We start from the raw sequence: 22,893 nt of genomic DNA, 5'->3' as shown, positions 1-22,893 counted from the left end.
GTGGTGCGCTGCACTTTTCCCGCGTGGAGCGGTCCGCGCTCGCGTGCCGTCAGCGCGGGCAGCGCTGCACCAAAACGTGCAGCTTGTGGCGCGGCGCGCGGCCAAGGTCGTGCGCTGGTCTAGCGGTTTGCGACAACTCTGGCCCTATCCTGCGCCCATCGCTCTGTCGCACGCTCGTTCATGGTGGCATGACAGGGGATGCATCATGAGCGCTCTCGGTTCGGCATTGGACGTTGCGATGGACGGGAAGAACCCGGCGTCCGGTTCGGGCGTCATCCGTAGCTGATTGTGCAAATGAGCTACTCCGACAATCACTGGGAGGTCGGCACCGATATCGGTGGCACCTTCACCGACATCATCGCGATCCGGCGCGACTCCGCCGAGGCGCGGATCGCGAAGGTGCCGTCGCGTCCCGACGCGCCCGTTCAGGCGATGCTGGAGGCGATCGAGGCGGTGGGCCTGCGCAAGAGCGAGGTCAAGCGCTTCGTCCACGGCACCACGCGCGTCACCAACGCGATCGTCGAGGGCCGCTTGCCGAAGGTGGCGCTGATCGCGACCGAAGGCTTTGCCGATGTGCTGGAGATTGCGCGCTATCGCCGCCGCGATCTCTACCGGCTCGACATCCCGCCGAAATCGCCGCCCTTGGTGCCGCCTGAACGATGCTTTGGGCTCGCCGAGCGCCTCGATCACGAGGGCCGGGTGCTGAAGGCGTTGGACGAAGCCGAGATCGAGCGTCTGGTGGCGTGGGTGAAGGAGACCGGCGTTCAGAGCGTGGCAGTTGCTCTGCTTCACGCCTATGCCAATCCGGTGCATGAAAAGATGCTGGGCGAACGGCTCAGGGATGTCGTCGCCCATGTCTCGCTCTCGCACGAGATCAATCCCGAGGCGCGCGAATACGAGCGGACCTCGGCGACCGTCTTCAACGCGGCCGCGATGCCGATCGCGGTTGAATATCTCAGTGAGCTGGAGCAGCGACTGCCGATCGGCCCCGGCCTGCAGGTGTTTCATTCCGCCGGCGCCATGATCCCGATCTCGGCGGTGAAGCGGCGGCCGCTGGTGATGGCGATGTCGGGTCCGGCGGCCGGCGTCTCGGCCTCCGTCAGCATCGCGCGCCAGCTCGGCACCTCGCGCATGCTGACCTTCGACATGGGCGGCACCACGACGGACGTCTGCCTGATCGTCGACGGCCAGGCCGAGATGACCGACGGCCGCATGCTCGGCGACAAGCCGCTGCGCCAGCCGATGCTCGCGGTGCATTCGATCGGCGCGGGCGGCGGATCGATCGTCCGCAACGGTCCCGGCGGCCTCACGGTCGGGCCGGAGAGCGCCGGCTCCGAACCGGGCCCGGCTTGCTACGGCCGCGGCGGCCATGAACCGACGATTACCGATGCCAATGCCGTGCTCGGCTATCTCAATCCCGAGACCAAGCTTGGCGACCGCATCGGCATCGATATCGAAAGCGCGAAGCGCGTTATCGATCCGATCGCGCGCGCGTTGGGCCTGAGCCTCACCGAAACGGCGCTCGGCATCATCAAGGTCGCCAACGCCACGATGGCGCGTGCGCTCCGCCGCGTCACGGTCGAGCGCGGCATCGACGGACGCGACTGCACGCTGCTCGCCTTCGGGGGCGGCGGCCCGATGCACGCCGCGGGCCTCGCCGATCTCTACGGGATCGCGCAGGTGGTCGTCCCGAGCGCATCGAGCGCATTCTCGGCGCTGGGCTGTCTCACCGCCGATTTCAGCTTCCTTCAGCAGCAGACGCTGCGCGCCGCTCTCGACGGCATCGACCTCGCGCGGGTGTCGGAACGGATCGGCACGCTGATCGACGATGCTTCGGCGCCGTTGATCGCCAACGGCGTTGCGACGGCGGATATCCAGGTCGAGCTGGTGGCCTTGATGCGTTATGCGGCCCAGAACGATGCCATCCCGGTGCCGTTCGCGCTGCCGCTCGATATCGCCAGGCTGAAGCAGGATTTCCTGACGCGCCACCATGAGCTGTTCGGCTATGCGACCGGCGAGCCTTGCGTCATCGAATCCGTGCGTGTGCAGGCCCGCCGACCCTCGACAACGGTCGTCAGCCGGCCGGCGACGGCGGCGAGGGCGGTGTCGTCAGGTACGCGCATCTGCTCGTTCGACGGCTTCCACGATATCGCGACAGCAATCATCGACCGCGCCTCGCTCACGGAGACTGTCAGCGGCCCGGCCATCATCGAGGACGCATGGTCAACCGTGGTCGTCCCACCCGGCTGGCAAGCGAGGCCAGATGCCGCCGGCAACCTCTTCCTGACGCGGAGGGCGGCATGAAGCTCGATCCGTTCGTCGTCGAAGTCATCAGGCACGGCCTTTCGGCCGCGGCCGAGGAGATGAGTCTGGTGATGACGCGCTCGGCGCGCTCGCCGCTGCTCCGCGAGGCCGGCGATCTGTCGTCCGCGATCACGGATGGCCATGGTGGCCTGGTCGGGCAGGGCCGCGACATCCCGATCCATCTCGGCGCGATGGCCTACACCATCCCTGAATTGCTGAAGGTGATGCCGCGCGACAGCCTGAATGACGGCGACGTGGTGATCTACAATGTCGGCGCGCTCGGCGGCAATCATCTCAACGATGTCAAGGTCGTGCGTCCCGTCTTCGTCGACGGCGAGATCGTCGCCTTCGCGGTCAGCCTCGCGCACTGGCCCGATATCGGTGGCACCTGGCCCGGCAGCTATTTCGCCAAGGCCGTCGACACCTTCCAGGAGGCGTTGCGGATTCCGCCGGTGCTGATCGCAACCGCAGCCGGCCTCAATACGCCGATCGTGCAGCTGCTCAAGGCCAACGTCCGCGATGCCGAATCCTGCGAGGGCGACCTGCTTGCCCAGATCGCCGCGACCAAGGCCGGCGAGAAGCGCATCGTCGAGCTCTGCCGCGAGCACGGCAAGGCCGTCTTCATGGCGACGCAGTCGCGTCTGCACGATCTCTCGGAGATCGAGATGCGTGAGGCATTGCGCGCGCTGCCTGATGGTGTCTACGAGGGCGAGGACTATCTCGACGACGGCAGCGCGAACAACGCGCCGGCGCGCATCCACGTCAAGATCACGATTCGCGGCGACGAGGCGACCTTCGATCTCTCCGGAAGCTGCGACCGCGTCTCGAACTTCTGCAACACGACGCCGTTCATGGCGCGCTCGGCGGTGGCCTATGCCGCGCGCATCATGAGCGGACGCGACATGCAGCAGAACGCCGGCGCGCTGCGGCCGCTGACCATCATCACGCGCCCGGGCTCGATCCTGGAGCCGGGGTGGACCGCGTCCGTTGCCGCCGGCAACCACGAGACGTCCATGCGCATCGTCGATGCGATTTTTCGCGCGATGCAGGACACGATCCCGGAACGTTTGTCGGCTGGGGGCGCGACCACCGCGGGCGTGCTGTTCTTCGCCGAGCCGCGGCCGAACGGTTCGTGGAAGATGCTCTACGAGGTCCATGGCGGCGGCGAAGGCGCGCGGCATGACCGGGCCGGCACCTCCGCGACCCGGGTGCATCTGTCCAACACGTCGAACACGCCGGTCGAGGTGATCGAAGCGAACTACGCGATCCGGCTCGAGCAGCAGGCCATTCGCAGGCAGTCCGGCGGCGCGGGCGCGCACCGCGGCGGTGACGGCTCGGTCCGCACCTACCGCATCCTCGCGCCGTCGATGCACCTGACCACCTGCATCGAGCGCATGGTGATGGCGCCCTGGGGCATGCAGGGCGGCTATCCCGGCAAGGCCTGCCGCATCTCGCTGGTCAGACAGGGCGCCAACGTCGCGATCGACGGCAAGTCGAACCTGGTGTTGCAGCAAGGCGATCTCGTCACGATCGAGATGTGCGGCGGCGGTGGCTACGGCGTCGCGGCCGCGAAGTGAGGGGACCCGCGATGAGCAGATTGTTGCGAACCGGTTTGAATGCGGGCGAGGCCGCGCCGATGGCCGTGGTCGGCGGCGAGGGCGTCTACTTCCACCTGTCCGATGGGCGCAAGCTGATCGACGGCAGCAACACCGGCGGCGGTCTCGGCCATCGCCATCCCGCGATGGTCGAGGCGATCCGCCGTGCGGCGGATACGCCCGTCGTCAACGAGGGGTGGACCTGGGTCGGCCGCGAGCAGGCCGCCGACGACCTGATGGCGACCGCGTTCAAGGGCGAAGAGGATTGGGTCGGTGCGGTGCGCTTTTGCATCAGCGGCAGCGAGGCCAACGACATGGCGCTGTCGCTCTGCCAGGCGCTGACGCAGCGCTCGGCGCTGGCGACGCGCGAGCGCGCCTATCACGGCATCACCGGCCTATCGCGCAGTATGACAGTGCAGCCGCAATGGCACGGCGGGCTTGCGGTGCACGCCGGCGGCTCGAAGCTGCCGGCCCCGATGGCGCCGGTGCGGATTCTGCCGGCGCCGGATGGCGCGATCTATGGCGGGCCGGCCAGCAATACGCCGCCGAGCCAATATCTCGCCGATGCCGCGCGCCTGCTATCGGACACCGCGGCGACGATCATCGACTACACGCAAGGCGGCATCTACTACGACGGCGCCTATCAGGATGAGGTGGCGCGCTGCGCGCGGCAGGCCGGCTCGTACTGGGTCGCCGACGAGGTCGTCACCGGCGCGGGCCGCGCGGGCCGCTGGTTCGCGTTCCAGGGCGCGCAAAGCCGCCCCGACATTGTGACGCTTGGAAAATCGCTCGGCGGCGGCGCGGCGGCGGTGGCCGCGGTCGTGGTGTCCAAGGACATCGTCGAGCGGCTCAAGGGCACGAGCTGGCAGAACTACGGCACGCTGCGTGGCCATCCGATCAGCATGGCGGCCGTCAGCGCCTATTTGAGGGTCGTCACCGACGACAAGATTCTGGAACACGTCGCAAGCCTCGAAAAGCTGTTCACCCGCCGCTTGCTGGCGATCGCGCAAAAGCATCCGAGCGTGCAGCGCGTGGCCGGGCAGGGGCTGCACTGGACGGTGGAGTTGCACGGCCCGGATTGGCGCACCTGGCATGCCGACACCACGGAGGTGCCGATCGCTTCGCGCGTCGCGGAGCGGGCGCTAGAGGCCGGCGCGGTGATCGGCACCAGCGGCGAGCAGACCTCGCTGTTCCTGGCGCCGCCGCTGGTCATCTCCGAGCGCGAAGCTACGCTGCTGCTCGATGCGCTCGACCACGGCCTCGACATTGCCGACAAGGAGCACGGGTGAGCGCGGACCCCGCAGCACCTCGTCGCTCGCCGGCCTGGCCGGCGGATGAGCCTTGGTATCTCGCGATGCCGGAGGGGACACTGTACGATGCGTTGGCGCGCGCGGCGAATGATCGGCCCTCGCATCCGGCGACGGTGTTCTACGGCGCGAGCCTAGGCTATGCCGAGCTGCGCGAGCGGGTCGATGCCATGGCCGGCTTCCTGCAAGGCGTATGTGGCGTGAAGCGCGGCGATCGCGTCATGATCGCGCTGCAGAACTCGCCGCAATATGTCATCGCCTACTACGCGGTGATGCGGGCGGACGCCGTGATCGTGCCCGTCAATCCCATGAACAAGACCGCGGAGATCGCCTATCTCACTGCGGACAGCGGCGCCAGCGTCGCGATCATCGGCAGCGAGCTGAGTGATGTGTTTGCGCCGCTGGTGGGCGAAGCGATCGCGCATACGATCGTCGCGCAATATCGCGACGAGGTTCCAGCCGCGACGCCCTACACGCTGCCATCCTGCGTGACCGAAGCACCGTCGGAGGTGCCGTCGTCGCCGGGCTGGCATTCCTGGTCGCCCGCGATCGCGCAAGGCCTGCAGCCGGGTGCAATGGAGGCCGGGCCGGACGATCTGATGATCCTGCCCTATACCTCGGGCACGACAGGCAAGCCCAAGGCGTGCATGCATACCCATCGCAGCGCGCTGTTCACCGCCGTGTTGCAGGCACGCTGGTATGGGCTCGATGGCAGCGACGTGATGACCGGCTTCATGCCGCTGTTCCATGTTGCGGGCATGCAGGGCTCGATGAATGCCGCCATCGTGACGGGTGCCACGCTGCTGCTGATGGCGCGCTGGGACAAGGATCTTCTGCCTGATCTCTTCGAGACCTATGGCGTCACGTTCTGGAACGCGGCACCGACCATGATCGTGGACGTGCTTGCAAGCGCCAGCTTCCGCGACAGATGCTTTGCAAAACTCAAGGTGCTGACCGGCGGCGGCGCCGCGATGCCGACCGCCGTCGCCGAACGGCTGAAGGGGCGCTTCGGCCTCGATTTCGTCGAGGGCTACGGCATGACCGAGACGATGTCGCCGACCCATCTCAACCCGATGGCGGCGCCGAAGCGGCAGTGCCTCGGCATCGCCGTGCAGGAGACTGACGCAAGGGTCGTCGATCCCGAGAGCCTGATCGAGCTGGACGACAACGTGGTCGGCGAGATCGTCGTGCACGGGCCGCAGGTGCTGCAGAGTTACTGGAACAGGCTGCAGGCGGATGCCGAGGCCTTCATCCAGCTCGACGGCAAGCGGTTCCTCCGCACGGGCGATCTCGGCTATCGCGATGCCGAAGGCTATTTCTTCGCCGTCGATCGCCTCAAGCGGATGATCAATGTCAGCGGCTTCAAGGTGTGGCCGGCCGAGGTGGAGGCGGCGATGTACCAGAACCGCGCCATCCGCGAGTGCTGCATCGTCTCGGCGCCGGATGATTACCGGGGCGAGACCGTCAAGGCGCTGGTGGTGCTCGATGACGCCGCGCGTGCGACGACATCAGTGGACGACATCGTCGGCTGGGCGCGCAGCGCGATGGCGAGCTACAAGGCGCCGCGCGCCGTGGTCTTCGTCGAGTCCCTGCCGCGCACCGCCAGCAACAAGATCAACTGGCGGCTTTTGCAGGATGCCGAATGGGGGCGGACGGCATGAAAGCTGCTTGGCTGGAAAAGCGGTGCGAGGCTGCGTTATGCTGCGCGCGCCGGAACATCCCAGAAGCCGCCGCTTCCCCCGAGAGATCACTAGGAATTCGCTGATGCGTATCGTCAATGTCGCCGCCGCCCAGATGGGCCCGATCCAGAAAGCCGACAGCCGCGAGGCCGTGGTCAAGCGTATGATCGCGCTGATGGACGAGGCCAAGAGCAAGGGCGCCGATTTGATCGTCTATCCCGAGCTGGCTCTGACGACGTTCTTCCCGCGCTGGTACGTCGAGGACCGCTCGGAGTTCGACAACTGGTTCGAGCGGGAGATGCCGAATGCGGCAACCAGGCCGCTGTTCGAGCGCGCGGCGCAGCACCAGATGGCGATGAATTTCGGCTATGCGGAGCTGACGCCGGACGGCCATCATTTCAACACCGCGATCCTCACGGATAAATCCGGCAAGATCGTCGGCAAGTACCGCAAGGTCCATCTGCCAGGCCATGTGGACTACGACACCAAGCGCTCGCACCAGCACCTGGAGAAGCGGTATTTCGAGCCGGGCGATCTCGGCTTCAACGTCTGGCGCGAGCTCGGCGGCATCATCGGCATGGCGATCTGCAACGATCGCCGCTGGCCCGAGACCTATCGCGTCATGGGCCTGCAGGGCGTCGAGATGGTGCTGATCGGCTACAACACGCCATCGGTAAATGCGGAGAAGAGCGAGGAGGGCATCGAAAAGCGCCTGTTCCATAATCGCCTCTCTGTGCAGGCGGGCGCCTATCAGAACGCGACCTGGGTGGTCGCCGTCGGCAAGGCGGGCAATGAGGACGGGCATCCGCTGTTCGGCGGCAGCCTGATCGTGGATCCCAACGGCGAGATCGTGGCCGAGGCCAAGACCGAGGATGACGAGGTGCTGGTTCACGCCTGCGACCTCGATGCCACCACCTTCGGCAAGACCACGATCTTCGATTTCGCCCGGCACCGCCGCATCGAGCATTACGGCCTGATCACCAGCCAGACCGGCGCGGTGCCGCCGCCGGAGAAGTGACGCCGATGGCGGACAAGGGCATATCCCTGCGTGAACTCGATCCGCGCGATCGCTACAAGCTGCTGTGCGGCGTGGTGGTGCCGCGGCCGATTGCGCTGGTGACGACGCTGGACGAGAACGGCGCGGTGAATGCCGCGCCGTTCAGCTTCTTCAATGTCTTCTCGGAGAGCCCGGCGCTGATCGTGCTCGGGCTCCAGCACAAGCCGGATCACTCGCCGAAGGACACGACCCGCAACATCCATCGCGACGGCGAGTTCGTGGTTCACATGGTGGACGAGGCGCTGTCGGTCGCGATGAACGACTGTGCCGTCGATTTTCCCTCCGGGGACAGCGAGGTCGCCGCGACGGGCCTAGTGACGCTTCCCTCCGTCGACGTCAAAGTGCCGCGCCTTGCTGCGGCGCCCTTCGCGCTGGAGTGCCGGCGTCATGTCGTGCTGAACTTCTCGCCGGATCGCGAGCTGCTGGTCGGCGAGGTGCTCAGGGTGCACGCCCGCGAAGGGCTCGTCGACACCGCCAACATGTATGTCGATCTCGATGCCTACCGGCCGATCGGCCGCATGTTCGGCAATCTCTACACCACGCAGCGGGATACGTTTGCTTTGACGCGCGAGAGCCATGCGCAATGGCTCGCGCGCCAAGGCACAAAAGAGCTGAAGGACGCCTAGTGAGCCGAGAACTGCACCGTGCCCAGCGCCATGGTGACGGCCGCCTGTGTCGGGTCGATCACGGGAATGCGCAGCGCGTCTTCAAGCGGGCGGCGGTGGCGCGCCATGCCGGCGCAGCCCATCACGATGGCGCGGGCGCCGTCCTCGTCGCGCAGCGCGCGGCCGATCTCGATCATCCTGGCGAGCGTGCCTTCGCCCGAGGCGGTTTCGGCGACGCTCATGTTGAGCGGCCGCTCGCCGGCAAGGCGTTCCGTCAGTCCCATCTGCCTGAGATAGCGCATGTGCCGCGGGATCGAGCGCTGCGCAATCGCGATGACACCAAAAGTCTCCGCCCGGGCGAGCGCCGTCAGCACGCCGCACTCGGCAATGCCGAACACGGGGCGATCGGTGCCTTCACGGCAGACCTGAAGCCCGGGATCGCTGTAGCAGGCGATGACGAAGGCGGCAAAACTGTTGTCGCTTTCGACCAGCTTTCGCAGCGGCATCGCAACGCTGTCGACGTCCGCCTGACTTTCAATGCCGAACGGACCCTCGGCCAGCGTCTGGCAGACCACCTCCGGCCCGCCCTCGAAACCGAGCGGCTTCAGCGCATCCTCCAGCCCTTGCGTGACCTTTTGGTTGGAGTTCGGGTTGATGACGAGAATGCGCGGCCGGGACATGATGGTCTTCCTGCGAATTTACGAGTACGTGCCTTGAGCCTATCACGGAGTGCCTCATGACTGAACCCGCTTACGACCTGATCATCCGCGGCGGCCGCGTCGCCACCACCACCGACGTCTTCGAGGCCGACGTCGCCATAACAGGCGAGACCATCGCCGCCATCGGCCGCGGGCTTCCCCCCGCCAAGCGCGAGATCGACGCGCGCGGCAAGCTGGTGCTGCCCGGCGGCGTCGACAGCCATGCCCATATCGAGCAGCTCTCGGCCGCCGGCATCATGAACGCCGACACGTTCGAGAGCGCGACGGTCTCCGCGGCGTTCGGCGGCACCACTACGGTGATTCCGTTCGCTGCCCAGCATGTCGGCATGAAGCTGCCGCAGGTGGTGGAGGATTATCACGCGCTGGCGAAGAAGGGCGCCGTGATCGACTACGCCTTTCACATGATCATCGCGGACGCGACCAAGGAGACGGTCGAGGAGCACATTCCCGCGCTGGTGAAGCAGGGGCACGCCTCGATCAAGATCTTCATGACCTACGACCGGCTCAAGGTCGACGACGAGCCGCTGCTCGATATCCTGCTCGCCGCGCGCCAGTCCGGCGCGATGCTGTGCGCGCATGCCGAGAACCACGGCATCATCGCCTGGATGGTGAAGCGCTTGCTTTCGCGCGGCTACACCATGCCGAAATACCACGCCGTCAGCCATGCCCGCGTGTCGGAGGCCGAAGCCTTCACCCGCCTGATCGGCATGGCGGCGCTGATCGACCAGCCGATCATGATCTTCCATGTCTCGACCGCCGAAGGCGCCAAGGTGATCCGCGACTCGCGCGGGCAGGGGCTCAAGGTGTTCGCGGAGACCTGTCCGCAATACCTGTTCCTGACCGCCAACGATCTCGACAAGCCCGGCTCCGAGGGCGCGAAATGGATGTGCAGCCCGCCGCCGCGCGCACATGCCGATCAGGAGGCGCTGTGGCAGGCGCTCTCGCTCGGCGATCTCCAGACCATCTCGTCGGACCACGCGCCGTATCGCTATGACGAGACCGGCAAGCTGCGCGCCGGCCCCAATCCCAATTTCAAGCAGGTCGCCAACGGCCTGCCGGGACTGGAGCTGCGGCTGCCACTGCTGTTCGACGCGATGGTGTCGAAGGGCCGGCTGGGCCTCGAAAAATTTGTCGAGCTGACCGCGACCGCGCCGGCAAAAATCTACAATCTGCATCCGCGCAAGGGCTCGATCGCCGTCGGCGCCGATGCCGACATCGCGATTTGGGATCCCAATCGCGAGACCGTAATCGCCGACGAGATGATGCACGATCTCACCGGCTACACGCCGTTCGCAGGCCGCAAGCTGAAGGGCTGGCCGGTGTCGGTGCTGTCGCGCGGACGCGTGATCGTCGAGGGCAACAAGTGTCTCGCGAGCGCCGGCAGCGGCAAATTCCTGGCGCGTAGCGGCGGCGAGGCGGCAAAGCCGACGGGGCGGCTCGTTGCCGACATGGATCCGGAGCGGAATTTCGGGGCAAAACTGCTGTGATGGCGGATCGCGCGCGATGAAGATCGTCATCTTCGGCGGCACCGGCTTTGTCGGCCTCAATCTCGCCGAGGTGCTGCTCGCGCGCGGGCACGAGGTGACGCTGTATGATCGTGCAACGTTGCCGCCATCCGCGCAGCGCTCTCTTGCCGACTACGGCGCACGGCTCAAAGCGGTGCAGGGCGATATCACCGACGCAGACACCATCGACGCCCTTATCGCAAAGGGCTGCGACGCGATCGTGCTGGGCGCCGCGGTCACCGCCGGCGACGAGCTCGAACGGGCATCGCCCGCGCGCGTTCTCGAGATCAACGTCATGGCGCAGATCCCGATCCTGCAAGCCGCGATCCGGCATGGTGTTCGCCGCGTCATCAATCTGTCGTCGGCATCGGCTTACGGCGCATCGGGCGCGCGGTTCGAGGTCCTCGACGAGGAAACGCCCTGCGATCCCGTCTCGTTCTACGCCATCAGCAAGTTCACCTCGGAACGATCGGTGGCACGGCACGCCGAGCTCTTTGGCGGTGATTTCCTGAGCGTGCGCTTAAGTGCAGTGTTCGGTCCGTGGGAGCGGCCCGGTTCGGTTCGCGATACGCCGAGCCTCCAGTTCCAGATTCTCGCCGCGTTCGCGCGCGGCGAGCCGGCGCTACTCCCTGCGCCAGGCATGAAGGACTGGACCTACGCGCCTGATGCCGCCGAGGCCGTCGCCGTGCTGATCGAGGCCGGGCGGCCGCGCCATCGGCTCTACAACATCTCCAGCGGCACGGCCTGGTCGGCGCTGCAATGGGGCGAGGCGTTTGCGGCACTGCATCCCGGGCTGGAGTGTCGGCTCGCGTCTCCCGGAGAGACGACCATCATCAAGCTCCACGGCGGGGATCGGGCGCCGATGTCGGTCAAGCGGATGGCCGACGAGTTCGGCTGGCGCGCCCGGTTCGGCTGCGCCGAGTCCGCTGCTGCGATGAGCACGTGGTGGATGCAGCACAAGGAGGGGATTTGACATGCGGCTGCAGGGGCGCACCGCCATCATCACCGGAGCGGGCTCGGGCATCGGCCGCGCCAGCGCAAAGCTGTTCGCGGCGGAGGGCGCGCGTCTCGCTCTGGTTGATCGCGATGCCGTGGGGCTTCAGGAAACGCTGGGCCTGGTCGGCGAGGCAACGACGCATGTCGGCGACGTCGGTGATGCCGCCTTCGCCGAGACCGTCGTCGGTGAAGTCATCGCACGATACGGCCGGCTCGACATCCTGATGACGGCGGCCGGCTTCTCCTGCGGCGGCACGGTGCTGACCACGAGCCCGGACGACTGGGACGCGGTGTTCCGCGCCAATGTCGGCGGCACCTGGCTGTGGGCGCGGGCGGCAGTGCCTCACATGCAGCGGGCGAAGAGCGGCTCGATCATCACCTTGGCGTCACAGCTCGCGATCGCCGGCGGCAAGGGCAACAGCGCCTATATCGCCGCCAAGGGCGCGATCGTCAGTCTGACACGGACGATGGCGGTGGATTTCGCCACGGACGGCATTCGCGTCAATGCGATTGCGCCGGGCGCGATCGATACGCCGATGCTTCGCCGCAGCTTTGCCCGTCACGCCAATTCGGACGAGGTGCGCGAAGCCTCGCGCAACCGCCACGCCATGAAGCGGTTCGGCGCGGCCGAGGAGATCGCGCAGACCGCGCTGCATCTGGCCAGCGATGCGTCGTCCTTCACGACCGGCACCGTGATGGTGGTTGACGGAGGCTGGCTCGCGGCATGAGTGAGGCGCTCACCCAGCTCGAAGCCGATATTCGCGCCGATCTTGCGATGATCGCGCATCCCCACGCTGCCTGGCTCGAACCCAAGACCGGGCCGGATGGCAAGCCCGCGCTGGATGTCCTCATCATCGGTGCCGGCCAGTCCGGCATCGCCATCGGCTTCGGCCTGATGCGCTCCCGCGTCAGCAACATCCTGCTGCTCGACAAGGCCGAGGCGGGCAAGGAGGGGCCGTGGCTCACCTATGCCCGCATGCCGACGCTGCGCAGCCCGAAGGACTACACCGGTCCTGATCTCGATATCCCGAGCCTGACCTACCAGTCCTGGCATGAAGCCCGCTTCGGCAAGGACAGCTGGCAACAGCTCGGCCTGATCGAACGCGGCCATTGGGCGGAGTATCTGCTGTGGCTGCGGCGCGCGATCGGCCTGCCGGTGCGCAATGACTGCGAACTCCTGGAAATTGCGCCTGCATCTGACGGCTTGCTCGCCGCGCGCGTGAAGCGCGCGGGCGAGGTCGAGACCCTCTACGCCCGCAAGATCGTGCTGGCGACAGGGCAGGAGGGCATGGGCGACTGGATGATTCCGGAGCAGCTGGCGCATCTGCCGGCGAGCTCGGTCGCGACCGTCGCCGACGACATCGATTTCGAAAGCCTTCGCGGCAAGCGCGTCGCCGTCATCGGCGCCGGCGCTTCCGCCTTCGACAATGCGGCAACCGCGCTGGAGGCGGGCGCCGCCGAGGTGCACCTGCTGTGCCGCCGTGCGCAGATCCAGGTGATCCAGCCCTATCGCTGGCTGACGTTCCGCGGGTTCCTGCGCCATCTCAGCGATCTCGACGATGCCTGGCGCTGGCGCTTCATGCGAAAAATCCTCGAGATGCGCGAGGGATTTCCGCAACCGACCTATGACCGCTGCGCGCGTCACGCCAGTTTCACATTGCACGAGGGCGCGCCGGTCGAAGCCGCGCGTGAGACCGGCAAGGGTGTTGAACTGCAGACGCCGCGCGGCGCCATCACCGCCGATTTCATCATCTGCGGCACCGGGATCGACATGGACTTTGCCGGCCGCGGCGAGCTCTCCAATTTCGCCGGCAACGTCGCCACCTGGGCCGACCGCTATCATCCGCCGGAGGACGAGCGCAACGAACGGCTCGGCCGCTTTCCCTATCTTGCCGATGATTATGCCTTCACCGAGCGCGTGCCGGGAGAGACGCCCTGGATCTCCGACATCCATCTCTTTGCCATCGCCTCCACCATGAGCTTCGGTCCGTCGGGATCGTCGATCAATGCGATGACGACCGCCGTTCCAAAGCTGGTCCACGGCCTGACGCGCGGCCTGTTCCGCGCCGATATCGCGCGCCACTGGGACTCGCTCAGCGCCTATGACGTGCCACAGGCCGTGGTCGCGCGGCCGGCGCGAAAAATGGAGGAATCGCTGTGATCATCCATGCGCCGCCGCGACGACGCGTCCCCAAAAACGCCCCATGAGACTGGCGCGCAACTTGCTTCTTTCTTCACCTGCCTTGCTGGCGTTCTCGTTCGAAATTCAGGGAAAAACCAATGCGTTTTGTGTCTTTCAGACCGGCGACCTCAGTCCTCGCTGTCACCGCGCTGTTGCTCATCGCCACCGCGCCGTCGCAAGCGCAAACCAGGGCGGAGACATTGCGCTATGTGACGGGCGCATCCGTCAACACGCTCGATCCCAACATCCCCGGCTCGACCCGCGAGTCCTTCGCGCTGAGCATGAGCACCTATGACCGGCTGGTCGCGTTCGGCCGCAAGCAGCTCAACGGCAAATGGGTGTTCGATCTCGACACGATCACCGGCGAGCTCGCCGAATCCTACGAGGTCAGCCCCGACGGTTTGAAGCTCACCTTCCGCCTGCGCAAGGATGCAAAATTCCAGGATGGCTCGCCCGTCACCGCCGAGGACGTCAAATGGTCGCTCGATCGCTGCGTCACCGCGCCGATCCTCGGCAAGGCGCAGCTGCTGACGGGCTCGCTGACGTCGGCCGATCAGTTCAAGGTGATCGATCCCCTCACCATCGAGGTGACGCTGCCGAAGCCGGACAAGCTTGCGCTGCCTAATCTCGCCACTGTCTACCCGATGATCATCAACTCGAAGGTCGCGAAAGAGCACGCGACGGCAGATGACCCCTGGGCAACGGCCTGGCTGAAGGAGCACACCGCCGGCAGCGGCGCCTATGCGGTCGAGAGCTTCAAGCCCGGCGAGCAGGTCATCCTCAAGCGTGACGAGAGCTGGAACCGCGGCTCGGCCAACAAGCCGGCGTTCTTCAAGCGCGTCATCGTGCAATCGGTTCCAGAGCCCGCGACCCGCGCCAACCTCGTCGAGCGCGGCGATGCTGATCTCGTGCTCGATCTGCAGGCCAGCGACGTGCAATCGCTGGAAGGCAAGGGCAAGCTCAAGGTGATCTCGACGCCGCAATACAATGCGATCACCTTTGTCTCCATGAACAACCAGATCCCGCCGTTCGACAACGTCAATGTCCGCCGCGCCATCGCTTACGCGCTGCCCTATGAGGACATGTTCAAGGCCGCCCTGTTCGGCCGCGGTTCGCCGCTGTTCGGCGCGAGCTGGGCGGACGGCAAGCCGGCGAACGGAATCTACCCGTTCCAGCAGCCGGTGAAGCTCGACCTCGACAAGGCCAGGGAATATCTGAAGGCCGCAGGTCTCCCCGAGGGCTTCTCGACCACCTTCAGCTTCAACGTCGGCCAGGCCTCGACCGCCGAGCCGATGGCGGCCCTGGTGAAGGAATCGCTCGGCAAGATCGGCATCAAGGTCGACATCCAGAAGCTGCCGGACGCGCAGATGTCGACGCAGATCAACGAGAAGAAGCTTCCTTTCTACACCGAAGGCATCGTCGCCTGGCTGCCGTCGACCGATTACTTCTACCGCAACTTCTACACCGGCAATCAGCGCTGGAACTACTCTTCGATCAACAATCCGGACCTTGCCGCGATCGCGCAGGAAGCGCGCTTCGAGCCGGACAAGGCCAAGTATGAGGAAGCCGGCCGCAAGCTCAACGCGATGCACTTTGATCTGATGCCACAGATCATGCTGTGGCAGCCGAACCAGGACGCTGTCATGGCGCCCTCGATCGAAGGCTACACCTATGAGTTCCATCGCCAGGTCGACTATCGCGACGTCAGCCGCAAGTAATATCGGGAAACGAGGGAGGCTCTGAAAGGTGACGACCGGTCTTGGCGCAACGATGGTGCGGGCGGGCAGGCGGCTCTTGTCGTCGCTGCCGGCGCTGTTCGGTGTGCTGGTCTTCACCTTCCTGCTGATGCGGGTCCTGCCGGGCGACCCCGCGGTGTTCTTCGCCTCGGGGCCCAATGCGGGCAAGGAGGAGATCGAGCTGATCCGCAAGCAGATGGGCCTCGACAAATCGGTGCCGGAGCAGCTCGTGTTCTATCTCTCCGACATCGGCCACGGCAATCTCGGCCGCTCCATGATGACCGGGCAGCCGGTGCTGAAGGATCTGCGCGAGCGGCTGCCGGCCTCGCTCGAGCTCACCTTCACCGCGCTGCTGATCGCGCTGATTGCGGCGGTGCCGCTCGGCGTCATCGCGGCGCTGCGGCCGGGGTCGGTCGTCGATCACGGCGTGCGGCTGTTCTGCGCCCTCGGCGTCTGCGTGCCGACCTTCGTCTCGGGCCTGCTGCTCATCTACGTCTTCTACTATCTGCTCGGGCTCGCGCCCGATCCAACCGGGCGGATCGATGTGTTTACGTCATTGCCGCCGCAGCGTACCGGCTTCCTCTCGATCGATTTCCTGCTGGCCGGCGACTTCGAGGGTTGGTGGGCGGCCTGCAAGCAGCTGATCCTGCCGGCGGTCAGCATGGCGCTGTTCGTGATCGCGCCGCTGGCGCGGATCACGCGCGCCTCGATGCTGGTGTCGCTCGGCAGCGATTTCGTGCGTACCGCGCGCTCGGTCGGATTGTCCTGGCGCAAGGTCGTCGTCACCTACGCGCTGCGCAACGCAATACTACCCGTCATCACCATTGCCGGCATCGTGTTCTCGACCATGCTGGGTGCGAACGTGCTGGTGGAGAAGGTGTTCTCCTGGCCGGGCGTTGCCTCCTATGCGCTCGATGCGCTGCTGTCGTCCGACTATGCGCCGGTGCAGGGTTTCGTGCTGCTGATGGCGAGCCTGTTCGTGCTGGTCAATCTCGTGGTCGATATCTGCTATGGCATCGCCGATCCCAGGGTGTCGATCGAATGACCAGCGCAACCCTCCGCCATTCGGTCTGGATTTTGCGCGGCAATCCGCTCACGGCGGTCGCCGCGGCCGGGGTGACGCTATTCGTCCTGCTCGCGATCTTCGGCCCCTGGATCGTGCCCTATGATCCCGTGGTCTCCAATGTGTCGGAGGCATTGCAGCCGCCGAGTGCAGCGCATCTCGCCGGCACCGATCAGCTCGGGCGCGACGTGTTCAGCCGTCTCATCATCGCCGCGCGGCTTGATCTGGCCATCGCCGTCTCCGCGGTAGGCATCTCCTTCGTGATCGGCGCCGTGGTCGGCTCGTTCTGCGGCTATGCCGGTGGCAAGCTCGATCGGGCGGTCGGCCGCTTCGTCGACGTGATGATGGCCTTTCCGCTGTTCGTGCTGGCGATGGCGATGGTCGCGGCGCTCGGCAACCGGATCGAGAACATCGTGATCGCGACCGCGATCATCAATCTTCCCTTCTACATCCGTTTCGCGCGCGCCGAGGTCAATGTCCGCCGCAATGTCGGCTGGGTCGAGGCCGCGCGCGCCTGCGGCGAGAGCCATTTCTCGGTGGTGCTGCGTTTCCTGCTGCCGAACATCCTGCCGGCGATGGCGGTGCAGATCTCGCTCAATCTCGGCTGGGCCATTCTCAACGCCGCCGGCTTGTCTTTCATCGGCCTCGGCGTCAAGCCGCCGACGCCGGAATGGGGCATCATGGTCGCGGAGGGCGCGCGCTTCATTTCGACGGGACGCTGGTGGCTGGTGGCCTTTCCGGGCCTTGCGCTGATGATGGCCGTGCTGTGCTTCAACCTGCTTGGGGACGGGATGCGGGACATTCTCGATCCGCGCATGCGCACATGAGCGAAGAGCTGCTCAGGATCGAGGACCTCCACGTCGCGTTCTCGACGCGGCGCGGCATGGTCGAGGCCGTGCGCGGCGTTTCGCTTACCGTCGAAACCGGCGAGATGCTCGGCCTCGTCGGCGAGAGCGGCTCGGGCAAGTCGGTGACCGGCTTTGCGACGACGCGGCTGCTCGATGCCGCCGGCCGCGTCACCGGCGGAAAAATCTTGTTTCGCGGGCAGGACGTGACGAAGCTCCGGGGCGACGACCTTCGTCATCTCCAGGGCGCCGCGATGTCGATGATTTTTCAGAACCCGCGGGCGGCGCTCAATCCGATCCGGGCGATCGGCCTGCAGATCGCCGACGCGATCCTCACCCACAAGCGGATCTCCAAGGACGCCGCGCGCGCCGAGGCGCTGGACCTGCTGCGCGCGGTGCAGATCCGCGATCCCGAGGCGCGGATGAATGCCTATCCGCACGAGCTCTCCGGCGGCATGTGCCAGCGCGTCATGATCGCGATCGCGATCTCCTGCAATCCCGCGCTCCTGATTGCCGACGAGCCGACCACCGGTCTGGACGTCACCACGCAGAAGGTGGTGATGGATCTGCTCGCGGACATCGCCGCCGCGCGCGGCATGGCGACGATCCTGATCACGCACGATCTCGGGCTCGCCGCACGCTATTGCCGCCGCATCGCCGTGATGGAGCGCGGCCGCATCGTCGAGGAGGCGAGCCCCAGGACTCTCTTCAGCACACCGCAGCACGCCTATACGCGGCGCCTCGTCGCGGCATCGCCGACCGCGACGTCCCGGATCGAGGATCTCGTGACCGAGGAGGAGCGGGAGCGTTATGCGACCGTTGTCAGCAAGCCCAGGCGGGAGCCAGCACACGGGACGCCGCCGCTGCTGGAGGTGCGCAAGCTCGCGAAGCGCTTCGACCAGGGCTCTGCTGCGGTTGCCGACTTCTCGATGACGATGGCCGGCGGCGAGAGCGTCGGGCTCGTCGGCGAGTCCGGCTCCGGCAAGAGCACGACGTCGCGGATGATCTGCCGCCTGATCGATCCGAGCGAAGGCGACATCGTGTTCGACGGGCAGTCGATCGGCCACGTGGCGGCGCGCGACTTCCATCGCTCGCGCTTTCGCAAAGACATCCAGATGGTGTTCCAGGATCCGAACGAAAGCCTCAATCCGCGCTACACGGCGTTCGACTGTATCGCCCATCCCCTGATGCGGCTCGGCGGCATGCGCGCCGGCGATGCGCTGCGCAAGCGGGTGGAAGAATGCGCCGAGCGGGTGGGCTTGCCGCTCGACCTGTTGCCGCGTTTCCCGCACCAGCTCTCCGGCGGCCAGAAGGCCCGCGTCGGCATTGCCCGCGCCATCGCCTGCCGGCCGCGGCTGCTCGTGCTGGACGAGCCGACCGCCGCACTCGACGTCTCCGTGCAGGCGGTTGTGCTGCAGCTGCTCGATCGCCTCAGGCGCGAGAACGACATCGCGCTACTGTTCGTCAGCCACGATCTCAACGTGGTGCGCATGCTGTGCGACCGCACCATCGTGCTCCGCAATGGCGGCATCGTGGAGCAGGGGGAGAGCCGGGCGCTGTTCGACAATCCGAAGACCGACTACACCCGCAAGCTGGTCGAGGCGATTCCGCATATCGAGACCGGCGAGGTGCTCGCGGCTGCCCTCTAGGGACGTGCAAGTCAACGTGGGTCAGCCAAAAAGTCGGTGAGATCCCGGCTGGCGAAGGGGCATTGAGTGGCATACCATTTGCTTGCAAATGGGCTCGGTTTCACTTGCCCTTGGCCAATGAACAGCTGGCATCGCGGCACTATCGGGAGGACTTCATGGATCGCAGGACGGTATTGAAGGGATTGGCTGGCGCGGGCGGTCTGGCATTGACGGGCGGCCTGTCGGCCCCGGCGATCGCACAGGGCGCGGCGGCCCGCACCCTGCGTTTCGTGCCGCAGGCCAATCTCGCCAATTTCGATCCGATCTGGGGCACCCAATATGTCGTGCGCAATGCGGCCGCGATGGTCTGGGACACGCTCTACGGCATCGATTCCTCGTTCCAGCCGCAGCGGCAGATGGTCGAGTCCGAGGAAGTGACGGACGACGGCACGACCTGGACGTTCAAGCTGCGCCCGGGCCTCAAATTCCACGACGGCGAGCCGGTGCGGAGCAAGGACGTCGTCGCGAGCCTCACCCGCTGGGCGGCGCGCGATCCGATGGGCCTGATGATCAAGGCGCTCCAGCAGGAGCTCACGGCCGTCGACGACCGCACCTTCAAATGGGTGCTGAAGCAGCCTTTCCCGAAAATGCTCTATGCGCTGGGCAAGAACAATTCGCCATGCGCCTTCATCATGCCCGAGCGCATCGCGCAGACCGACCCGTTCAAGCAGATCTCGGAATATGTCGGCTCTGGTCCGCTGAAGTTCGCCAAGAGCGAATGGGTCCCCGGCGCCAAGGCGGTGTTCGAGAAGTTCGCGGACTATTCGCCGCGGCAGGAGAAGTCGTCCTGGCTGGCCGGCGGCAAGCAGGTGATGGTCGATCGCGTCGAGTGGGTGATCATGCCGGATCCGGCAACGGCTGCAGCCGCATTGCAGAACGGCGAGATCGACTGGTGGGAGAATCCGATCGCGGATCTCGTTCCGGTTCTGAAGAAGAACAAGAACATCAGCGTCGATATCGGCGATCCTCTCGGCAATATCGGCTCGTTCCGCATGAACTTCCTGTATCCGCCCTTCAACGACGTGCGGGCCCGCCGCGCGGTGCTGATGGCGATGAGCCAGGAAGACTACATGCGCGCGATCGTCGGCGACGACAATTCGCTGTGGAAGCCGCTGCCCGGTTACTTCACGCCGGATACGCCGCTCTACACCGAAGTGGGTGGAGAGATTCTGAAGGGCAAGCGCGATCTGGACGCCGCCAAGAAGCTGCTCGCCGAGAGCGGCTATTCCGGCCAGCCGGTGACGTGTCTCGTCGCGCAGGACCAGCCGATCACCAAGGCGATGGGCGACGTGACCGCCGACCTCCTCAAGAAGCTCGGCATGAATGTCGACTTCGTGGCGACCGATTGGGGCACGGTCGGCTCCCGCCGCGCGCAGAAGACACCGCCCGGACAGGGCGGCTGGAACATGTTCCACACCTGGCATGCGGGTGCGGATTGCGTCAATCCGGCCCCCTACACCGCCATTCGCGCCACCGGCGACAAGGCCTGGTTCGGCTGGCCGACCAGCGCAGGCACCGAAAAGGAGGTCACGTCGTGGTTCGAGGCCAAGAATGCCGACGAGGAGAAGGCCGCCATCGGCCGTCTCAACAAGGCGGCGATCGATGACGTCGTCTACGCTCCGACCGGCTTCTTCCTGAGCTACACCGCGTGGCGCAAGAACGTGTCGGGCGTCACCAAGGGACCGTTGCCCTTGTTCTGGGGCGTGTCGAAGTCCGCTTGATCGTGCGTTGAGGCCAGATGCTCTCCTACATCCTCCGTCGCATCGTCGCGACCTTGCCGGTCATGGCAATCGTCGCGCTGTTCGTGTTCAGCCTGCTTTACATCGCGCCCGGTGATCCGGCCGTGGTGATCGCGGGCGATCAGGCAAGCCCGGAGGATGTGGAACGCATCCGCCAGAGCCTCGGCCTCGACCGGCCCTTCCTGGTCCAGTTCGGAAGCTGGGTCTGGCGCATCCTGCATGGTGATCTCGGCACCTCGATCTTCACCAATCTGCCGGTCTCGGCGATGATCGGGCAGCGTCTCGGACCGACGCTGTCGCTGATGATCGTCACGCTGCTGCTCACGATCGTGGTGGCGGTGCCGCTCGGCGTGGTGGCGGCGTGGAAGGCCGGCAGCCTGATCGACCGCGTCATCATGGGCTTTGCCGTGTTCGGCTTCTCGCTGCCGGTCTTCGTGGTCGGCTACATGCTCGCCTACATTTTCGCGCTCGAGCTCGAATGGCTCCCGGTGCAGGGCTACACGCCGCTGACCCAGGGTTTCTGGCCGTGGCTGGAAAACCTGATCCTGCCGGCGATCGCGCTCGGCTGTGTCTACATCGCGCTGGTCGCACGCATCACGCGCGCCGCCATGCTCGAAGTCCTGCAGCAGGATTATATCCGCACCGCCAAGGCCAAGGGCCTGGGGCAGGGCGGCATCCTGTTCATTCACGCGCTGAAGAACGCTGCGGTGCCGATCGTGACCGTGATCGGGATCGGCATCGCGCTGCTGATCGGCGGCGCGGTCGTCACCGAAAGCGTGTTCGCGATTCCCGGCCTCGGCCGGCTCACGATCGATGCGATCCTGCGCCGCGACTATCCCGTCATCCAGGGCATCGTGCTGCTGTTCAGCTTCGTCTACGTCCTCGTCAATCTGATGATCGACGTCACCTATACGCTCGTTGACCCGAGGATCCGCTATTGACCGACACCACCGTCAATCCGCAATCGCTTCCGGCCGGCCTCGTCCTTGCGCCGCAGCTGCCGGACATCCTCCGGCCGGTCAAGATCCGGCGCGGCTTCATCGGCCTGTTGCGCGGCCATCCGACGGTCGCGATCGGCGGTGCGCTGCTGCTGAGCCTGGTGCTGATCGCGATCTTCGCGCCCTATCTCGGAACCGTCGATCCGACCGCGCTTGCGCCGGCAAAACGTACGCGCGCGCCGTCGGCCGATTTCTGGTTCGGCACCGATGTGCTCGGCCGCGACATCTATTCGCGCGTGCTGTTTGGCGCCCGGGTCTCGCTGACGGTCGGCCTGTCGGTCGCGATCTTCGCGTCCGCCGCCGGTCTCGCCATCGGCATCGTCTCCGGCTTCATCCGCTGGGCCGATGGCATTTTGATGCGCTTCATGGACGGCCTGATGTCGATCCCGCCGATCCTGCTGGCGATCGCGCTGATGGCGTTGACGCGCGGCAGCGTCGGCAACGTCATCCTCGCGATCACCATCGCCGAGATTCCGCGCGTCTCGCGCCTCGTCCGCAGCGTCGTGCTGTCGCTGCGCGAGCAGCCTTATGTGGACGCGGCGGTCGCCTGCGGCACACGCACGCCGATGATCATCATCCGCCACATCCTGCCCAACACGCTCGCGCCGATGCTGGTGCAGGCGACCTATATCTGCGCCAGCGCCATGATCACGGAGGCGATCCTGTCCTTCATCGGCGCCGGCACGCCGCCCACCATTCCCTCCTGGGGCAACATCATGGCCGAGGGCCGCGCGCTGTGGCAGGTCAAGCCCTACATCGTGTTCTTCCCTGCGGTGTTCCTGTCCGTCACCGTGCTCGCGGTGAACCTGCTCGGCGACGGCCTTCGCGATGCGCTCGATCCGCGCATGGCCAAGAGCCTGTGATAGTGCGGGGCT

At 66.1% G+C, this 22,893-nt stretch carries 18 protein-coding genes; 17 read left to right on the top strand and 1 reads right to left on the bottom strand.

Translation table 11 applies throughout. From position 1 onward, the window contains the following. Positions 1-294: 294 nt before the first annotated feature. From XH79_RS03045 to XH79_RS03020, 6 genes are all read left to right on the top strand, one after another. Positions 295-2,304 carry a hydantoinase/oxoprolinase family protein gene (locus XH79_RS03045; RefSeq protein ID WP_271580601.1) on the top strand — a complete coding sequence of 670 codons (2,010 nt, stop codon included), beginning with the start codon at positions 295-297 and terminating at the stop codon, positions 2,302-2,304. After that, the gene (locus tag XH79_RS03040; RefSeq protein ID WP_271580600.1) at positions 2,301-3,881 is read left to right on the top strand and encodes a hydantoinase B/oxoprolinase family protein; all 1,581 of its coding nucleotides are present in this window, start codon (positions 2,301-2,303) and stop codon (positions 3,879-3,881) included. Before XH79_RS03045 ends, XH79_RS03040 begins: the two co-directional genes overlap by 4 nt. An 11-nt stretch (positions 3,882-3,892) precedes the next feature. Next, complete coding sequence (locus tag XH79_RS03035; protein WP_271580599.1) at positions 3,893-5,188, top strand: aminotransferase class III-fold pyridoxal phosphate-dependent enzyme; 1,296 nt, start codon at positions 3,893-3,895, stop codon at positions 5,186-5,188. After that, a complete protein-coding gene (locus tag XH79_RS03030) occupies positions 5,185-6,867 on the top strand; it encodes a long-chain-fatty-acid--CoA ligase (RefSeq protein WP_271580598.1) in 1,683 nt (560 codons plus the stop codon). The genes XH79_RS03035 and XH79_RS03030 overlap by 4 nt, the downstream gene beginning before the upstream one ends. Before the next feature lie 103 nt (positions 6,868-6,970). Beyond that, on the top strand, positions 6,971-7,903 hold the full coding sequence (locus tag XH79_RS03025; protein ID WP_271580597.1) for an N-carbamoyl-D-amino-acid hydrolase: 933 nt from the start codon (positions 6,971-6,973) through the stop codon (positions 7,901-7,903). A 5-nt stretch (positions 7,904-7,908) separates the two neighbouring features. Continuing rightward, the gene (locus XH79_RS03020; RefSeq protein WP_271580596.1) at positions 7,909-8,568 is read left to right on the top strand and encodes a flavin reductase family protein; all 660 of its coding nucleotides are present in this window, start codon (positions 7,909-7,911) and stop codon (positions 8,566-8,568) included. Here the strand turns inward: XH79_RS03020 and XH79_RS03015 are convergent. After that, positions 8,565-9,227: an aspartate/glutamate racemase family protein gene (locus XH79_RS03015; protein WP_212344456.1), complete on the bottom strand. Its 663-nt coding sequence runs from the start codon at positions 9,225-9,227 to the stop codon at positions 8,565-8,567. The two genes, XH79_RS03020 and XH79_RS03015, sit on opposite strands and share 4 nt — an antisense overlap. Before the next feature lie 56 nt (positions 9,228-9,283). On the opposite strand from XH79_RS03015, the gene hydA reads away from it, so the two are divergent. The 11 genes from hydA (at position 9,284) to XH79_RS02960 (ending at position 22,881) form a co-directional block, all read left to right on the top strand. Then, entirely contained in the window at positions 9,284-10,753 is a 1,470-nt protein-coding gene (hydA, locus tag XH79_RS03010) for a dihydropyrimidinase (RefSeq protein WP_271580595.1), read from the top strand. 16 nt (positions 10,754-10,769) lie between these two features. After that, the gene (locus XH79_RS03005; RefSeq protein ID WP_271580594.1) at positions 10,770-11,744 is read left to right on the top strand and encodes an NAD-dependent epimerase/dehydratase family protein; all 975 of its coding nucleotides are present in this window, start codon (positions 10,770-10,772) and stop codon (positions 11,742-11,744) included. A 1-nt stretch (position 11,745) separates the two neighbouring features. Further along, positions 11,746-12,495, top strand: coding sequence for an SDR family oxidoreductase (locus tag XH79_RS03000; RefSeq protein WP_271580593.1), 750 nt, complete (start codon positions 11,746-11,748; stop codon positions 12,493-12,495). Continuing rightward, a complete protein-coding gene (locus XH79_RS02995) occupies positions 12,492-13,928 on the top strand; it encodes an NAD(P)-binding domain-containing protein (RefSeq protein ID WP_271580592.1) in 1,437 nt (478 codons plus the stop codon). Before XH79_RS03000 ends, XH79_RS02995 begins: the two co-directional genes overlap by 4 nt. Before the next feature lie 119 nt (positions 13,929-14,047). Then, positions 14,048-15,667, top strand: coding sequence for an ABC transporter substrate-binding protein (locus XH79_RS02990; protein ID WP_212344470.1), 1,620 nt, complete (start codon positions 14,048-14,050; stop codon positions 15,665-15,667). Between the two features lie 28 nt (positions 15,668-15,695). Then, the gene (locus XH79_RS02985) at positions 15,696-16,730 is read left to right on the top strand and encodes an ABC transporter permease (protein WP_018647561.1); all 1,035 of its coding nucleotides are present in this window, start codon (positions 15,696-15,698) and stop codon (positions 16,728-16,730) included. After that, positions 16,727-17,575, top strand: a complete 849-nt coding sequence (locus XH79_RS02980) for an ABC transporter permease (RefSeq protein ID WP_271580591.1) — start codon at positions 16,727-16,729, stop codon at positions 17,573-17,575. Before XH79_RS02985 ends, XH79_RS02980 begins: the two co-directional genes overlap by 4 nt. Continuing rightward, the gene (nikE, locus tag XH79_RS02975) at positions 17,572-19,242 is read left to right on the top strand and encodes a nickel ABC transporter ATP-binding protein NikE (protein ID WP_271580590.1); all 1,671 of its coding nucleotides are present in this window, start codon (positions 17,572-17,574) and stop codon (positions 19,240-19,242) included. Before XH79_RS02980 ends, nikE begins: the two co-directional genes overlap by 4 nt. Before the next feature lie 155 nt (positions 19,243-19,397). Then, positions 19,398-21,002: an ABC transporter substrate-binding protein gene (locus XH79_RS02970; RefSeq protein ID WP_271580589.1), complete on the top strand. Its 1,605-nt coding sequence runs from the start codon at positions 19,398-19,400 to the stop codon at positions 21,000-21,002. A 17-nt stretch (positions 21,003-21,019) separates the two neighbouring features. Continuing rightward, positions 21,020-21,961, top strand: coding sequence for an ABC transporter permease (locus XH79_RS02965; RefSeq protein WP_211400951.1), 942 nt, complete (start codon positions 21,020-21,022; stop codon positions 21,959-21,961). Further along, positions 21,958-22,881 (top strand): ABC transporter permease, encoded by a 924-nt coding sequence (locus XH79_RS02960; RefSeq protein ID WP_271580588.1) that lies wholly within the window; start codon positions 21,958-21,960, stop codon positions 22,879-22,881. Before XH79_RS02965 ends, XH79_RS02960 begins: the two co-directional genes overlap by 4 nt. Positions 22,882-22,893: the final 12 nt, after the last annotated feature.

The sequence above is a fragment of the Bradyrhizobium sp. CCBAU 45389 genome, assembly GCF_028128625.1.
Classification (GTDB): Bacteria; Pseudomonadota; Alphaproteobacteria; order Rhizobiales; family Xanthobacteraceae; genus Bradyrhizobium; species Bradyrhizobium liaoningense_B.
The sequence above is the reverse complement of the archived record's forward strand: the minus strand, read 5'-3'. Positions and strand labels throughout refer to the sequence as shown.